We start from the raw sequence: 17,531 nt of genomic DNA, 5'->3' as shown, positions 1-17,531 counted from the left end.
ATGAAAAAAAGTAACTACATCCTTATTACTTCAGTTCTTTTTATACTGATTTTTATTACCGTTTATTTTGTTGATACTAAGATTCACAAAGAAGAAATTAGATCAGAAATAATAGAGTCTGCTAATTATATAAACTTCATAGAGGAGATAAAATTTCTGAAAAAAGCATCAGAAAAAGACCCTACAAATCATAAAAAGTGGGAGGAATTTATGACGTCCATAGAAAAACTAATTGTTCCTAGAAATATTCACTTATACAATAATATTGATTTATTACAAATCTATTACTATGTACATCTAAATTATAAAAAGTTTAACGATACTTCTGCTTTAAATACCATTGCTAAGTTATATAATCGTGAATATAAAAAATCAAGGTTCAGGAGATTATATCTACAATAGAGAATATGCCAAAATACTTTATGAACTTAATAGAGTAGAAAAAGCCAAAGAGGTTGAGCTAGACGAAAAAAATAAAAGAATTAATGAAATTCCAGTATCTGTAAAAGAATGGATAGATAGTGAATTGGCAAAAAACACCAAAAAACCTTTAACCAGTCTTGATACTTCAGATTTTTTTAATGACAGCTCTGCTAGAGTTGTAGGATATATTAAAGGATACAATGGAAATCAAGCATTAGACTTTACCACAGGTATGTTTTATCCAGTAAACATATTTGAATCAAATTATTTTTCTACGATTGTAAACATTTATCCTGATGGACGTTTTGAAGCAAACCTTCCTTTATCTCATCCTGTATTTTCAAAGATATTTATCAACAACAAATGGATTCCTTTTTATTTAGAACCTGAACAAACATTAGCAATGGTAATTGACAGTGAAGGTTTGTATTCAAAAAAACCTAGAAAAAATAGATTTAAAAACACCTTGTTTTTAGGGAATTTGGCACAAGTAAATTATGATTTAATCAACTACAATTTTGAAGATTTTAATTATAATAACAACGATAAAAAAACACAAGAGTTTTCTTATGATGCGTATAAAAAATATAGACAACAACAATTACAGTATAATTTAGAAAACTATCATACTTATGTTTCCAAAAGACAAATTAGTAGCAAAGCAGCAAAGATTTTAAAGAACACCATTTTAGTAGATAATGCAGTATATCTATTTAATTTTCTTCAGCATCATCCTACTGATGTTTTACTAGAACCCTTAAACAAAATATACAAACCGAATGCTAAAGATGATTTTTATACCTTTTTAAACACCATTCCTTGGAATGACCAAAGTCTTTTGTTAACAGATCAATTTAGTAGTTTCATCAATCGTTTTGAGTATTTAGACCGTTTAGAAATTAGTCTTGTTAAGACTTTTTCTTCTGATGATGAATACTTGGCTCAACTAACAAAAAAGTGGCAGAAAAAAGACTCTATCACAAAAAAAACTTTTAACATAGATATTTCTGGATTTATCAATAATACAGCCAAAATAAGAGATGTAAAAAACACTATCAATTCAGGTTTTGTGAAAAACGAACAAAAAGGTATTGAGTATTGGAATAGTATTAAGACAACCCTAAATACTGTTTTAAACAAAAAAGCTTTACAAATTATCAATCAATATTACACCCAAAAAGAACAAGGAGTTGAGATACCGAATACCAAAGCAGGGGCTATTTTAAAAAAGATTATTGCTCCATACAAAGGGAAAACAATTTTTTTAAAAATTTGGGCAAATAATGGCATTCACATGTTTGAATCTCAATTAAAAAATACCATAAACCCCATTAATAAAAAATATAAAAATGAAGTTGCTTTTGTTTATCTAACAGAAGAAAATAAATATTTAACAGATTGGTATGTTGTATTTGTAAAAGAACACAACCTCACCAATAGTTATAGAATTTCAGAAGATGAAATGAACCAGTTAAGACAGTTATTTAAAAGTGCTAATAGAAACTTTACCGTATTTATAAATAAAGAAGAAAAAATTATGGATAATGATTTTCAATTGAATAACTACAACATTCAAACAGAATTAGAAAAAACAACTGCTAAAAAATAAGTTTTAAAAATTGTTATGAAAAAGAAAGAAAACACAACCCATACACGCAAAAAAAGCACATCTATTTTTATTGCTTTTGCCTTGTTGGTATTTACATCTATAACTGCTTTTTATATTGATACTAAAATTCACGGGCCTGAACGTGAAGAAGCAAATAAAAAAAATGCTGAAATTGAGTATATGAATGCTGAATTATCTGTTGCTTACGAGAATAGTATAAACAATAGAACCAATGGAGAAAAATGGAGAGATTTTATAACTGTTGTTAAAAAAAACAAAAACATCACTATAAACAGTTACACAAGTGCTGAAAAACTATACAAAAGAGCTGATTACATATTAAATAACTACAAGTATTTTAACGATCTAGAGGCTTTAAAAATTATCACAAAACAATATGAAAGAATATATAATCAACAAAAAAGTTATTTCAATGAAGTTTATATAAACCTTTTATATGAGTTAGGAGATGCAAAAAAAGCACAAAAAGTTGCTGCTTTTTTTAAAGAAAAAAAAATGTCATTAATCCCAAAACACATTACAAAATGGATGAATAGTGAGTTAGCCAAAAATACTAAAAAACCTTTAGTTAATCTTAATAGTAATGACTTTTTTAAAGAAGGTAACGCTACCATTGTTGGTTATATTGATTATTATAATGGTAATCAAGAGTTAGACTTTACAACTGTAACAACTTATTTAAAAAATTATTTTACAAATGAAAATTTTATAAAAACTAGTCCTATTGAACCCGATGGAAGGTTTACAATAAAATTACCACTACATCACCCTATACATAGTTCATTATTGATTAATAATAAATTTGTTGAATTCTACATAGAACCAGGACAAACATTAGGAATTATATTAAACAATGGCTATCTATTAGATACTCGTATAGATGTGAAAAAAATTCCAGAAATCATTTATCAAGGTTCTTTAGCGGAAGTAAATGATGATTTATCAAATTTTATCCCCTCTAATTATGAGCCTTATAAGTTTTATGAGTTAGCCGAAAAACTAGATCCTTTGCCTTTTAAAGAACAACAACTTAAAAACTTTAAAGAAGATTTAAAAGACTTAGAAATTTACACTCAAAAAAGAGGAATTTCAGAAAAAACAAAAAACATCTTAAAGAGTAATATTTTGGTATATAATTATGGTAATTTATTAGATTACACCATGATCCATCCTTTTAAGGAATCGTATCAACTCTTATTTAAAGATAATAACAATTTTAAAATTAAAAAACTAGACATCCCAGATGCGTATTATCATTTTTTAAAAGACATTCCTTTAAACGAACATAGTTTTTTAATGTCACCTCGTTTTTCTCAATTTATCAATCGACTAGAATTCACACCTTGTTTTATGGTACAAAACCTCCATTATGCAAAGAATGTTTTAGAGCAACTTAAGTATCAAACAAAAGCATTTCATTTAACAGATTCTTTAGCCAATAGCTATGATATTAACCCAAGTGATTTTGTTTATGAAATGATTAAAATAAGAAATCTAAATTCTTACACAAATATAGCTGAGAATAAAGAAAAATATACTAAATACTGGCAAAACATCAATAAAAATGAAGATCCAATATTTAAAAAAACAGCTAAAAAAATTATTAAAGGAGATTCCGAAAGCATCAAAAAACTTTCAATTAATACACAGGCCACAAAAGTATTTAATAAACTTACAAAAGGCTTAAGAGATAAAAAATTGGTGGTTATTTTATGGAATGAACTTAAGAGTCCATACTTAAAAAAAGAAATGTATAATAAAATAATTCCTGCTTCAAAAAAGTATGAAAAAGAGGCGAATTTTCTTTTTATCACAAGTCCCGAATATACTTCTGAAGGGTATTATAAAAAATTCACTAGAGAAAATAATCTAAAAAATAGTATTCGAATTTCAGAGGATGAAATGAATTATATCAATGAGTTATTTCAAAATACTTCAATGACATTTACTGCGGTTATTGACAAAGAAGATAATATATTATACTTAGAATCTTTTGCAACTTTTTATGATTTTGATAATTTAAAATCTAAAAATTAGCAATTAAATCAATTTACCCCTTAAAACATACGAATTTACACAGGTATTGAAAGTATGTTACTAGAAACAAAAAAATTAACTTAGAGAATTGAAAGAATTTAAAAAAAAGCTGTGTCAAAAGCATATATAAATACGTTATAAAAAGAAAAAGAATGAAAAAGAAATTATTAAGTCTAATATTTGGACTGTTATTCACGTATGGATATTCACAAAAAAACTACGATAGCTTTGTAAAAGAACAAGAGTTAAAAAATTTATACAGACTTTCTACAGATGAATATAACTACTTACGTCAACTATTTAAATTTAATGGAATTCCTAGATATGTGGTTATTGATAAAAATGGAGATGTAATTGATGGTGATTTCCCAATGCACAACTTTGATGTTTTGTTAGAAGATATCTTAAAAAAGCATCAATAATGAATAAATATATTACCTTTTTAATCACTGGCATAAGTGTTATATTATCCTCTTGTAATCCTACAGGAAAAAAATCCATACTAGAAGAAGGGTATTATCAATTAACAACCTCTACAACTGACAGTAAAACAATTTCTTCTTTAAGTTTCGTAAGTGGTACACTTCATGTTATTAATCAAGATTCTTTAGAGTTTATTGGATACAAAAGTATTGGAGAAACTCTTTTTGGATATAATCATTTTAATTATAAAATAAACAACAACATTATTACCTTATACAATAACTCTTTTAAAGAAAGTTTCCCTTTAAATATTTCTAATAATAAAGACATTACTCTTGAAATAAATCGCAACAAGTTTAAAACATTATTTTTTGAACGTTTAAAACTAAAACTAAATCTTGAAAAATATGTTGTTGTTAGCTTTACAAAACAACAAAACACTGATAATAAAGAAATTGAACCATACATCAACCACTTCTTTAATCATGCTGTTTTTGAATTTATTTCAAAAGATTCCGTAATAGTTTCTCCTAAGATGATTCAATATATGTTAAAGGATTCTGTTAATGTAAACCCTAAGTTTCAATATAAAATAACCAATCAAGAAATTATTTTTAACAACACAAAACACAAGTTTACCATTCCATATACCTACGATGGTGTCATCCATTTAAATTTAAATGATGAAACATTTGTAAAACTAGACTTAATAGAAAAATATTAAAGTACAACACTATGAAAGAAAATCAATCATTTAATTTAAACACAAACTTCATGAATAATTTTAGTTACTTATTTGTAAAACTTGTGTTTATCATTATTATTACGTTCCTTATAATTATGGTAATAAACTTCTTAAGAGATAAGTTTATTAATCAAGAAAAAGCTACAACCAAAAACAGCATTATTGATTTAATATTTATTCTTAACAAACTATTTTATATTTCTGGTTTTGGATTTGTAATTGCAAATATTTTTCAAATGATTTTTTCCAAAATCTCTGATAGCAATTCTAGGATACCAAATTTTAAAATTACTGGAGAATGGGAATATCTTACGTTTGGAATTATCATAATTTTTATAGGAATTAGCTTTAAAGTCATATATAAAACACTTAGTAAAAAGGAGAAAGAAGATCTTACTAGTGTTCAAAATAACCAAGTAAAAAATCTTTCATAACACAAAAGTAAAACTCATTACAAAAAACTGTAATTAATAAAAAACAACAAAATGGCACTATAATTGTTTATTCATGAGTGCTTTATGTTTTTAACAACATAACCACACCACTCCCCTTTTTACCCCACAAATAATAAATTACTATCAAAAAGAAAAAAGCTATGAAAAAGATTTTCTTATTGTTTTTGTTGATCAACTATGTCAGTTTTTCTCAAATACACAAACCCATTACTTGGGAAACTTCGGTTGAAAAAATATCTAATACCGAATATTTATTAATATTTACCGCTAATATTAAAAAAGACTGGATATTATACTCCATGAATATACCAGAAGACGGTCCCTTACCTACCGTTTTTAGCTTTGATAAAAATGCCGATATTAAACTTTTAGGAAAAACTACCGAAGAAAAAGGAATGATCAAATATGAAGAAGTTTTTAATATGAATGTTACTTACTTTAAAGACAAAACTACTTTTAAACAACGTATTCAGACCTCAAAGAAAACCCTTAAGATTTCAGGAGTAATAGACTATATGACTTGTAATAAAGAAGGCTGCATACCAGATTACCACGAATTTGAAATAGAAATATAATCCACAAAAAATTATTAATTAGAAAAAAAATGAAAAAGAAGCTTCTTATCTGTATAATATTCCTTACATCATTTGGAATATTTGCACAAAAAACTATTGAAAATCCAGAATATGGACTAAGTATTTTACCTGGTTCTATTACCAAAATTGAAATATTAAATTCCGAAACTATTCTGCATTTTCATTTAAACACAACTCCAAATACTAAAATTTTTATCCCAACAGGATCATATATCCAAGATTTAGAAAGTACAGATAAATTATACATCACCAAGGCTGAAGGAATAAATATGTCTAAATGGGAAGAAATACCAGAATCTGGAATTATAGAATATGCGTTGCATTTTCCTAAAATAAAAGAAAATGTTAAAACTATTGAGTTTGGTGAGGCAAACGAAGGTGGTTCTTGGTATGTTTATGATATTGTTATTACGCCAAATGAAAACTCCATTACACCAAGAAAAATTTTAGGTAATTGGTTTAAAACTGATGGAAGTGAATTACTTCAATACAGCTTTAACTCAAACAATGCCATAATACACAATAGTATTTGGAACTACCAGACTGTAAAATCTAAAAAAAATAAATATACTATAATATTGGAAAAAGATGGAACAGAAAAAATCATCAAAGCAAAACTAAATAAAGAAGGACTTTTAAGCATTAAAGAAGATAGTAGTAAAAAAGGCATATACTCTAAAACAACTCAAAACAATGTAAACTATAATCCAAAAAACAATGAAGGTTTAAAAGCACCAAATTTTAAACTAGGAACAGCTATTTATTCAGGTATCATTAAAAATTATACTTCAAGAATTGGTATTAAAACAGGAATGGTCTATGTAAACAATGCTTTTACAGGAGAACAAGAACCCCATCTTATTAAAATTGCAGAAAACGGTACATTTTCAGTAGAACTCCCTATTACATATCCTCAGTTTGTTTTATCACGAGTCTTTAACAACAATCAATCCATTTTTATTTCTCCAGGAAAAGAAACTTTTCATATAATTGATGGAAATCAACATTTTTTTACAGGTGATTTAGCGCAAGTAAATACCGATTTAGAAAAAATGAGAACAATTAGAATAAACGGAATTGATCAAAAAACAAGAGAAAACATCTTACAAATAAAACCAGAAGATTTTAAAGCAATTTATACCAAACAACATGATGAAGCACTGAAACAAATGGAAGAACTGCGCAAAGAAACTTTTATTAGTAAAAAGGCTTTAGAACTAAAAAAACTAGCCCTAGAATACAGAACCTTAACGCAGATGCTTTCTTATGATATGTATTCAAGATCAGCCAAAAGAAATTTAAAACCTGAAGAGTTAAAAGACCTTCCTGATTATAGAATTGATAAAAACTATTTAGCAGATATCACTCCTAAGATTTTAAATAATGAAAAGGCCGTAATGGCAGAAGGTTACAGCAGTTTTATCAACTACTTAACTTATTTAGATATTTTTAACAATAACACTAGTACTACGGTAACAACCAATGATCTTTTAAAATATTTACAAGAACAAAATGTAAACATTCCTCAAGAGCAAATAGATGCCGTTAAAGCTAGCGAACTTTTAAATACTCCTGAAAAACAAAAAAGAGAAGAAGGTTTTAACAAAAAGTATGGACAAAGACTTAGTGCTTTTTATAAAGAAAACCTAGCTGCAATACAAAAAATACAAAAAGAAAAACCTAATGAAGATATTTTTCTAATCCTAAAAAGACAATTAAAAAAAGCTGGAAAACTAAGTCCTGTAGACGAAGAAATGCTTATTGCTATGGATAACAAAACAACTCCAGAGGAAAAAGCTATTCAAAAAACATTTCAAGAAAAATATGGAAAAGCACTATCAGAATTCTACACTAAGTATTCTGATAAATTTAATACTATATCAACGAAAAGATACTATGAAGCTAAAAAGGATAAAATGAAAGAAATTCTAGACCTAGATACTTCTTTGGTTCTTGATATATATACACTACAAATATATACCACACAGTTGACTTCTGACCTAACCCCCTATACTAATAGTGAATTAAAGAACATTAAAAAAGAAATTACAAATACAGCAGTAGCCAATTACATAGATATTGCCAACAACAAAACAATTGCAACTATAGAAGCCAACAAAACCAAAACAGGTTACAACGTTAATAAGGTTGAAAAAACAGAAGGTGATGAACTTTTTGAATCTATGATTGCTAAATTTAAAGGAAAAGTAATTTATGTAGATTTTTGGGCTACTTGGTGTGGACCGTGTAGAAGCGGAATAAAAAGAATTGCTCCATTAAAAGAAGAAATGAAAGATGAAGATGTAGTCTTTTTATATATCTCTGCTCCAAGCTCCCCTGAAAAAACTTGGAAAAATGCCATTCCAGATATCAAAGGAGAGCATTACAGGGTTACTCAAGATGAATGGAATTATTTAACTGATAAATTTAATATTCGTGGAATTCCTCACTATGCTTTAGTCAACAAAAAAGGTGAATTGGTAAATCCTAAATTTGGGCACCGAAGCAACACAGAAATTAAAAAAATATTAGAAGAAGAATTAAAAAAATAAAATTTATGATAGCTTTATTATTGATAAACTTTACAATTTCTCTAATTAAATCTATATTATGGATCTTTCTAGGTATTCTTTTCATAAAACATTTTGAAACAGCTTCATCTTACATTATAAGAAAACCAATACCTGAAAAGCTAGTTAGCAAAAAAAATAAAAATGACTTTATTGAATTAATGAAATGGATTGGAGTTTGTTTCTTATTTATAGGTATCATATCTATAATTATGGCAATCACCACAATTAGTATTGGTGGTCACCAAATTAAATTCTAACAAAAAAAGGATGAGGTTTAAAAACCTCATCCTTTTTCTTTTTTCATTATCCATTTTTTTTATAACCCTATATTTAAATAAAGAAAACCTAAAATAACTGTATTATTACAAGTACAAACATGACATAATATTTATCAATTAAATATTTAATATGTTAGATTAGCGGTAATATTTTATTAAGCAAAAAATCAATGCAAGATTTAAAAAGAAAAATTGGCGTTTTAGGGTTAAGCGCAAATATCATCAATACCATTGTGGGGGCAGGTATTTTCGCGCTGCCTGCTTTAGTTGCTTCTACTCTAGGCTCTGCCAGTGTTTTAGCTTATCTATTTTGTGGAATTCTTGTTATTTTAGTCATGTTATGTTTTGCCGAAGTGGGTAGTAAAATAACAGGATCTGGTGGTGTATATTCTTACTTAAACACTTCCTTTGGACCTTATTTTGGCTTTATAACTGCTATTCTTTTTGTACTCTCTACTATTTCTGCTGATGCTGCCGTTGCCAATGCAGTAGCAGATGTATTTAGCTCTATTTTCCCTGTTTTTAAAAATAAAATACCACGAATTATTTTCTTTGCCTTTGTTTTTGGAGGCTTAGGATATATTAACATCATTGGAATTAAAGAAGGAATGAAACTTGTAAAATTAATTACCATAACCAAGTTGATTCCTCTTTTATTATTAGTCATTTTCTCTTTTGGAGAAATAACATTCTCAAACCTATACATTCATTCATTTCCTGAAATTTCGCAAATAGGAAAAACATCATTATTATTGTTTTTTGCTTTTCAAGGAGCAGAATCAGGTTTGTCTATTAGCGGAGAAGTCATCAACCCCAAAAAAAACATTCCAAAAGCCATCTTTATTAGCATTACAGGAGTTTTAATCTTATATATTTTAATACAAACTATTTCTCAAGGTGTATTGGGAGACTCTTTACCAAATTATAGTAACAATCCTTTAAGTCAAGTAGCCAATAGTGTTTTTGGACCCGTAGGATTTTCTATATTAACTATTGGAGCTGGAGTCTCTATGTTTGGATATTTAAGTAGTGAAGTTTTAGGGATTCCAAGAGTTTTATACGGTGCCGCCAAAGATAAAGTATTGCCTATTTCATGGCTTGCAAAAGTACATCCTAAATTTGCAACGCCTTACACCGCTATTTTAATTTATATTATTTTGGCTTTTGCCTTTGCCACTTTTGGTGGTTTTGAACAATTAGCCATATTATCAAGTGCTACTATTTTATTGGTTTATTTAGGAGTTTCTCTTTCAGTAATAAAACTTAGAAAAAAAACAAAAACAGACAATTCTAACTTCAAACTTCCTGGAGGGTTTACAATTCCTATTTTATCATCCATAGTGATTCTTGCTTTCTTAATAAATTTAAGTCTTGTAGAGGTGTTGAGTATTACTGGTGTTATACTTCTTTTATCACTTTTGTACTTATTAAAAAAAGAAAAAACATGATGATATTTCTTTATAAAGTATTTTAACAACGTATCCTTTTTTGACCTACATTCGATAAAAATATATGTCGATGGAACATAAGGTACAATTGGTAGAAAATTTGTTTTATCAATTAGAGCAAGATACCGCTCAATTTCAAAAAGCATCAGGTATTAGTTGTGTTGCTGGTTGCGGAAAATGTTGTACACATCCAACTATTGAAGCTTCTCCTCTGGAATTTTTACCATGGGCTTTTCACTTATTTTTAAACGGAGAGGCAGAAAAAATGCTCGACACGCTTAACGAAAGGGAATCTCTTACCTGTTTATTGTACACTCCTCTTTCTGTTATTGATAGTAACAGTGGTAGTTGCAGTAATTATAAATATAGAGGATTGATTTGTCGTTTGTTTGGTTCTGCTGCCAATACCGATAAGTATGGAAAGTTAAGGTTGGCTACTTGTAAAATTATTAAAGAAGGACAGCATGAAAAATACAACAATACAGTAGATGCCATTAACAATGGTTTGTCTGTTCCTATTTTTACTAATTATTACATGCAGTTAAACCAAATAGATTTTCATTTGGGAAACCAAATGCTTCCCGTAAACAAAGCGCTTAAAATGGCTATTGAAGAAATTTTACAATATTATGCATACAGACCATTTCCTAGTGGCTTAGAAAAAATTGCATAAGAAAAGTAACTTTCCTTATTATTTTAAAAAATGTATCTTGTTATTACATATTATTTGAACTAACAATCTATGAAATTCATTAATACTTATACTACTCTCTTATTTTTAGGACTTTTCACTACTTTAAGTTTTGCCCAAAACAAACCTCCCGCTATAGATAGCATTCAAAAATCTAATGATAGTATTGCTAAAAAAAATGATTCTATTAACCTTGCTTTGTTAAATGGTTTTAACAGAAAACTTGAAGAAATTCAAGAAAAAAGAAAAGCTGATTCTATTAAAAAAGTAGAATTAGAAAACACTTTAAAGTCTCTTAAAACAACTGATAATATTCAGAAACAAGAATTATTAAAACAATTAAAAGAAATTGAACAAAGTGAAATAGATAGAATAAATGAGAAAAAAGCTAGAATTGACTCTCTTAGAAAGACTGCCAAAGGTTTTCCTGTAGTTGGCGTTTTACAAGACACTTTATTTTCTATTTATACCAAAATTGGTTCTTCAACCCCTAAAGAAAGAGCCAGTAACATTTCTAAAAAAATTGAAAATTTATACAATGATGACTTTTTAAATATCGATGAAATTAAAGTAGCAAAATACGAGAATAGCTTTGATATTGTTTATAAAGAAATCATCATTATGAGTATTTCTGAGGCAGATGCCATTTGGTATAATCACACCATTAAAGACACTGCAGAAAGATTTAAGGACACTATTAAAATAGCTATTACTAACGCTAGAGAAGAAAACAGTTTACAAAAACTATTGATTCGTATTGCCTTAACCTTAGGAGCTATTTTACTAACCTGGTTTATCATTAAAATGGTAACTCGCCTTTTTGTAAAACTTGACAATATCATTAAAAAAAATCAAGAAAGTTGGTTAAAAGACATTAAGTACAATGACTATGTGTTGGTTTCCACTGAACAAGCTTTAGTGTTGGTTTCTTATATTTTTACAGGTCTAAAAATTATTGTTTACTTCCTTTTATTATACATCACCCTCCCAATTATCTTTAGTATTTTTCCATTTACAAGAGATTGGGCAGATACATTATTTGGGTTAATTTGGAATCCAATTACCAATGTTTTTAAAAGTTTTATATCCTTTTTACCTAGCTTATTTACCATTATAGTTATTTATATGGTAATGAGATATTTCATCAAATTTGTAGGATACATCTTTAATGAAATTAAAAACGAAAAATTAAAAATCAATGGTTTTCATCCAGATTGGGCCATGCCTACTTTTGGAATTGCAAAAGTTTTATTATATGCGTTTACCATTGTCTTAATTTTCCCTCATTTACCAGGTTCAGGATCTAATGTTTTTAAAGGAGTTTCTGTATTTGTAGGGGTTTTATTTTCTTTAGGTTCTTCTACTGCCATTGCTAACATGGTGGCCGGGTTGGTCATTACCTATATGGGATCATACAAAATAGGAGATCGTATTAAAATTGGAGAATTAAAAGGAGATGTGGTTGAAAAAACCCTCTTAATTACTCGTTTAAAAACCATTAAAAATGAAATTATTACCGTTCCTAACTCTACTATTTTAGCCAGTAATATTATCAACTATTCTAGTATTGCCGATGAAAACGGTTTGATTTTGCATACCACGGTTACCATTGGTTACGATGTTCCTTGGAAAACAGTTCATGAAGCATTAATTGAAGCTGCTATTAGAACCGAAGCTTTGTCTAACACACCAAAACCTTTTGTACTACAAACCAGTTTAGATGATAATTATGTGTCTTATGAGATTAATGCCTATACTAAAGTAGTAGCCAAACAAGCAGTTATATATTCAGAGCTTCATCAAAATATTCAAGATGTTTGTAACGAAATGGGGATAGAAATTTTATCTCCTCATTACCGTGCTAACAGAGATGGAAACATGACCACCATTCCAAAAGACTATTTAGATAAAAATTATAAAGCTCCTAGTTTTAATATCAAAATAAATAAAAACAATATTGATTAAAATATGATATCTTTAATTGCGTTATTGATTTTATAAACTCAACTTTTTCTTTATCATGAAATATTTTTTCATTGCAATCTTAGCCACTTTCTTAGGGCTTCAAGAATCTTTTGCTCAAGAATGGAAAACAGATTTTAGTGCCGCTCAAAAACAAGCAATGGCAGAAAACAAAACCATTATTTTGGTTTTTCAAGGTTCCGATTGGTGTGCCCCATGTATCAAACTAGAGAAAGAAGTTTGGAGTACCGATACTTTTAAAACTTATGCTAAAGATCATTTTATCATGGTGAAAGCAGATTTTCCTAAAAGAAAAAAGAATGCTTTGAGTGATGAACAACAAGAAGCCAACAACAAATTGGCTGAAAAATACAACAACAAAGGATACTTTCCTTACGTAGTTGTATTAGATAAAAATGCCAAAGTATTAGGAAATACTGGCTATTTAAAAAAATCTCCTTCTGAATATATTGAAGTGTTGAACGCCATGATCAAATAGTTTTGAAAAACATCATTTTTTACTGTCTATTATTTGTTACTACTATAGGGAATGCTCAAAAAACCTATACCCAAACTTTAAAATTAATGGGAAGTAGATTTGACATTACCGTGGTGGCAGAGAATGAAACACAAGGAAATGAATACATCCAATTAGCCATAGAAGAAATTCAACGAATAGAAAAGCTTATTTCTTCTTGGGATCCAAAATCTAACACTTCGAAAATCAATGCTAATGCAGGAATCAAGCCTGTAAAAACGAGTCCAGAACTAGTTGGTTTGATAGAACGTTGCACCAAAATATCTCAAATTACCGATGGAGCTTTTGATATTACTTATGCTTCTATGGACAAAATATGGAAGTTTGACGGTTCTGTAACCGAAATGCCTAGTCCTGAAAAAGTAAAAGCTTCTGTTTCAAAAGTAGGCTATCAAAACATTGTGATTGACAAACTAAACCAAACTGTATTTTTAAAAAAAGTAGGAATGAAAATTGGGTTTGGAGCCGTAGGGAAAGGTTACGCTGCCGATGTCGCTAAAAAATTATTGATGAGGAAAGGTGTAAAAGCAGGAATTATCAATGCTTCTGGGGACATGAATACTTGGGGAATACAACCCAATGGAGATTTTTGGGAAGTAGCCATTACCAATCCTAAAGACAAAACCAAAGCTTTTGGTATGTTACCCATTCACAACAATGCTGTAGTGACTTCTGGAAATTATGAAAAATTCATCCTCATCAACGGAAAAAGATATACACATATTATTGATCCTAGAACCGGATATCCTGCACATGGATTGAGTAGTGTTACTATTTTTGCACCCAAAGCAGAATTGGCAGATGCCTTGGCTACTTCTGTTTTTGTCATGGGAAAAGAAATCGGGCTAAACAGAATCAATCAAATTCCAAATGTTGAATGCATTATTGTAGATGACGAAGGAAATTTATACAAATCAAACAACATCTTATTCAACAAACTATGATACTCAAAATCCTCTATTTTTTTGGTATACTCCTCCTGCTCAGTTCCTGTACTGTAGTTAAAGAGTATGAGAAAATCAACATCAACGACCCGGACATGACTTTAAGTGATAAACCTTTAGATAGAAACATTTCTACTTTTCATTCCTACAGAGAAGGGGCTTCTGGTGCCAATGGAGGAAAAACAGGTGGAGGTTGTGGATGTAATTAAGTACAGATCATGAAAACAAAATATATCATCACTCTTTTAATATTAGTAGGCTCTTTTGTGAACATGTTTGCACAAACCGAAGAGGAAACTCCCTATAAAAAAAGAGTTTTAGAAAATACCGAAGTTGATTTTTTAACCAGTGCATATTATCAAGACGGTGAAAATGCAGCAGCAGGTGGAGGAATTGGTTCTGAAAAAATATTAGATGGAACAGGAGCTATTGTAGTAGCCGTACCCATGAATGCAGATGATATTTTAAAAGTAGATGCTTCGGTTTCTGCCTATACTTCTGCTTCTTCAAGTAACATCAATCCTTTTGATAGTGATCGTGCTAATCCTTATGTCGCAAGTTCAGGAGCCTCTTCTAACGATGTCTGGGTAAACCTTACCACTAGCTACACCCATAGTTCCGATGATAGAAATCAAATTACTTCAGGAAAGTTCTCCGTTTCTAACGAGTTCGATTATTTTTCTTTAGGATTTGGAGGTAGCTATTCAAGATTGTTTAACGAAAAAAATACGGAATTAAGTGTGCATGGAAGTGTATATTTAGATCAGTGGAAATTAATTTATCCAGTAGAATTAAGAGATTCTAATTCAGAAAGAGAAGGTTACAATCCTAATAATATAACCGGCACAGGAACTTATCAACCAAACTTCACTTCTATTGATAGCAAAGCAAGAAACTCTTACAGTGTAGGTTTCGGATTTTCACAAATTTTATCTAAAAAATTACAAAGCTCCTTGGCTTTAGATTTGGTACAACAAAATGGATTGTTATCAACTCCTTTTCACAGAATTTATTTCAGTGATAAAAATGATTTTTTTGTAAAAGATTTTCAACTGGCTGATGATATTGAAAGACTACCAAGTACTCGTAACAAAATCGCTGCTGGACTAAGGTTGAATTATTACATCAACGAAATTTTTGTATTAAGAAGTTACTACCGATATTATACTGATTCATGGGGTATAAAATCTAACACCGCATCTTTAGAAATCCCGATTAAGATTTCACCTAAATTCACCATTTATACTGCCTACAGATATTACAATCAAACAGCAGTAAATTATTTTGCCGGATATGAACAACATCTCTCTACCGAAGAATATTATACTTCGGATTATGATTTGTCTAAATTCCATGCCCATCAATATACTCTAGGAATGTCTTATACCGATATTTTTACAGAAAAGCATCTTTGGAAATTTGCCATCAAAAGCATTGATGTCAAAATCAACAAATACAATAGAGATTCTAGTTTTAAATCTTATATGATTACAGCAGGAATCAAGTTCATTTTAGATGAACCACTAAACATTCCTTTTCTGAATAAGAAAAATTAACTCCTTAAAAAAAGCGCTTAGAAATTTCTAAGCGCTTTTTTTACAATTGTTTTTCCAAGTAATGGAAATCTATATGGTATTGATTTTTTAAATCTTTAATCTTATTGTTGATGTCTTTGGTATCAACCTTTTTGCTGGTTTTAGAACCGACCAACATCACATTTTTACGAGTGTGTTCGTTAGAAATAAACTCAAATACTTTGGTACTATATTGATGTTTCTCCATGATCAAGGCACGAATGGTATCCGTAATCATTTCAAACTGACGCTCTTTAAAAATACCATATTTTAATATTGGGCTCTCCTGCTCTGTTCCTTTTAATTGTTGACGAACTTGTTTGTGGCAACAAGGAGCACAAATCACCAAACTAGCATTGGCTACAATTCCTTTGGCAATCGCATCATCAGTAGCAGTATCACAAGCGTGTAGAGCTATTAAAATATCAATCTTTTTATTGTCGTAATCCTGAATCAATTTGTTTTCAAACTGTAAATCTTCAAAACCACATTTTTTAGCTACATCATTACAATATTTTACCAAACCATCACGCAATTCAATTCCGGTTACAGAGACTTCTTTATGTCTATCATTTTTTAAATAATCATACAAAGCAAAAGTCAAATATCCTTTTCCAGATCCCATATCAACAATCTGAATCTTTTTAGGCAACTTCACTCCGTTGATTAAACTCTCAATAATTTCTAAATACTTATTAATCTGACGATATTTATCTGCCATTTTAGGAATTACATTTCCATCCTTGTCAGTCACTCCTAAATGAAACAAATACTCTCTATTCGCAGCTCGTTTTTCTTTAGGTCTGTCGTGAGTTTCTGGCAACTTATTGGTAAAGCTTGGGGCAACTTTTTTAAGTGTTACTGCTTTCTTTTTAGAAACAAATACTTGAATATCATCTGGCAAAGTAAACACTACCGCTGCACGAAAAGTATTCATCAATAAATCTTCTATTTGTTCCAGTGTTTCTTCCATAGAAAAATTCTTCACCACATCATTGGTTTTGTTACGATAGGTAAACTGAAACTTTTGTTGATCCTGAATGGTGACCAAACGGACATATACATTTCTTAAGCCATCGTTCTTACGAATGGGTTTGCTAAATGTCATCTTTACAAACGTATCAGCTACAATGCTGCTTTGAATCTCTTCAAAAAGGTTTTTAAATTCTTCCATGATGCAAAACTAAGCTTTAATTAAGTGATACTAAAATAAT

Annotated in this window: 16 protein-coding genes; 15 read left to right on the top strand and 1 reads right to left on the bottom strand. The window is 29.2% G+C overall.

Annotated elements, in window-relative coordinates:
- The 15 genes from BUB70_RS07875 to BUB70_RS07800 all read left to right on the top strand — a co-directional run bounded on the left by BUB70_RS07875 (position 1) and on the right by BUB70_RS07800 (position 16,299).
- Positions 1-402 (top strand): hypothetical protein, encoded by a 402-nt coding sequence (locus tag BUB70_RS07875; RefSeq protein WP_073120316.1) that lies wholly within the window; start codon positions 1-3, stop codon positions 400-402.
- Complete coding sequence (locus tag BUB70_RS07870; RefSeq protein WP_073120313.1) at positions 359-2,032, top strand: hypothetical protein; 1,674 nt, start codon at positions 359-361, stop codon at positions 2,030-2,032. The genes BUB70_RS07875 and BUB70_RS07870 overlap by 44 nt, the downstream gene beginning before the upstream one ends.
- Before the next feature lie 15 nt (positions 2,033-2,047).
- Positions 2,048-4,090: a hypothetical protein gene (locus BUB70_RS07865; protein ID WP_073120311.1), complete on the top strand. Its 2,043-nt coding sequence runs from the start codon at positions 2,048-2,050 to the stop codon at positions 4,088-4,090.
- A gap of 152 nt (positions 4,091-4,242) precedes the next feature.
- Entirely contained in the window at positions 4,243-4,512 is a 270-nt protein-coding gene (locus BUB70_RS07860) for a hypothetical protein (protein ID WP_073120309.1), read from the top strand.
- Positions 4,512-5,237, top strand: coding sequence for a hypothetical protein (locus BUB70_RS07855; RefSeq protein ID WP_073120307.1), 726 nt, complete (start codon positions 4,512-4,514; stop codon positions 5,235-5,237). Before BUB70_RS07860 ends, BUB70_RS07855 begins: the two co-directional genes overlap by 1 nt.
- 50 nt (positions 5,238-5,287) lie before the next feature.
- Positions 5,288-5,692, top strand: coding sequence for a hypothetical protein (locus BUB70_RS07850; protein ID WP_159431423.1), 405 nt, complete (start codon positions 5,288-5,290; stop codon positions 5,690-5,692).
- Positions 5,693-5,853: 161 nt separating this feature from the next.
- A complete protein-coding gene (locus BUB70_RS07845) occupies positions 5,854-6,288 on the top strand; it encodes a protein-disulfide reductase DsbD domain-containing protein (protein WP_073120302.1) in 435 nt (144 codons plus the stop codon).
- A gap of 29 nt (positions 6,289-6,317) precedes the next feature.
- Positions 6,318-8,861: a TlpA family protein disulfide reductase gene (locus tag BUB70_RS07840; RefSeq protein WP_073120300.1), complete on the top strand. Its 2,544-nt coding sequence runs from the start codon at positions 6,318-6,320 to the stop codon at positions 8,859-8,861.
- A 469-nt stretch (positions 8,862-9,330) separates the two neighbouring features.
- A complete protein-coding gene (locus tag BUB70_RS07830) occupies positions 9,331-10,608 on the top strand; it encodes an APC family permease (protein WP_073120296.1) in 1,278 nt (425 codons plus the stop codon).
- Positions 10,609-10,678: 70 nt separating this feature from the next.
- A complete protein-coding gene (locus BUB70_RS07825; RefSeq protein ID WP_308691393.1) occupies positions 10,679-11,281 on the top strand; it encodes a YkgJ family cysteine cluster protein in 603 nt (200 codons plus the stop codon).
- A gap of 69 nt (positions 11,282-11,350) precedes the next feature.
- Positions 11,351-13,264, top strand: a complete 1,914-nt coding sequence (locus tag BUB70_RS07820; protein ID WP_073120292.1) for a mechanosensitive ion channel family protein — start codon at positions 11,351-11,353, stop codon at positions 13,262-13,264.
- Between the two features lie 55 nt (positions 13,265-13,319).
- Positions 13,320-13,760, top strand: coding sequence for a thioredoxin family protein (locus BUB70_RS07815; RefSeq protein ID WP_073120291.1), 441 nt, complete (start codon positions 13,320-13,322; stop codon positions 13,758-13,760).
- Between the two features lie 2 nt (positions 13,761-13,762).
- Positions 13,763-14,743: an FAD:protein FMN transferase gene (locus BUB70_RS07810; RefSeq protein ID WP_073120290.1), complete on the top strand. Its 981-nt coding sequence runs from the start codon at positions 13,763-13,765 to the stop codon at positions 14,741-14,743.
- Positions 14,740-14,952 carry a DUF4266 domain-containing protein gene (locus BUB70_RS07805; RefSeq protein ID WP_073120289.1) on the top strand — a complete coding sequence of 71 codons (213 nt, stop codon included), beginning with the start codon at positions 14,740-14,742 and terminating at the stop codon, positions 14,950-14,952. Before BUB70_RS07810 ends, BUB70_RS07805 begins: the two co-directional genes overlap by 4 nt.
- A 9-nt stretch (positions 14,953-14,961) precedes the next feature.
- On the top strand, positions 14,962-16,299 hold the full coding sequence (locus BUB70_RS07800; protein WP_073120288.1) for a DUF3570 domain-containing protein: 1,338 nt from the start codon (positions 14,962-14,964) through the stop codon (positions 16,297-16,299).
- 40 nt (positions 16,300-16,339) lie between these two features.
- Here the strand turns inward: BUB70_RS07800 and BUB70_RS07795 are convergent, their stop codons facing one another.
- Positions 16,340-17,491, bottom strand: a complete 1,152-nt coding sequence (locus tag BUB70_RS07795; protein ID WP_073120287.1) for a class I SAM-dependent methyltransferase — start codon at positions 17,489-17,491, stop codon at positions 16,340-16,342.
- Between the last annotated feature and the right edge of the window lie 40 nt (positions 17,492-17,531).

It is taken from the genome of Wenyingzhuangia marina (assembly GCF_900130035.1).
GTDB classification, from domain to species: Bacteria; Bacteroidota; Bacteroidia; order Flavobacteriales; family Flavobacteriaceae; genus Wenyingzhuangia; species Wenyingzhuangia marina.
Note: the sequence above shows the minus strand (reverse complement) of the source record. Positions and strands in the feature narration are given on the sequence as shown.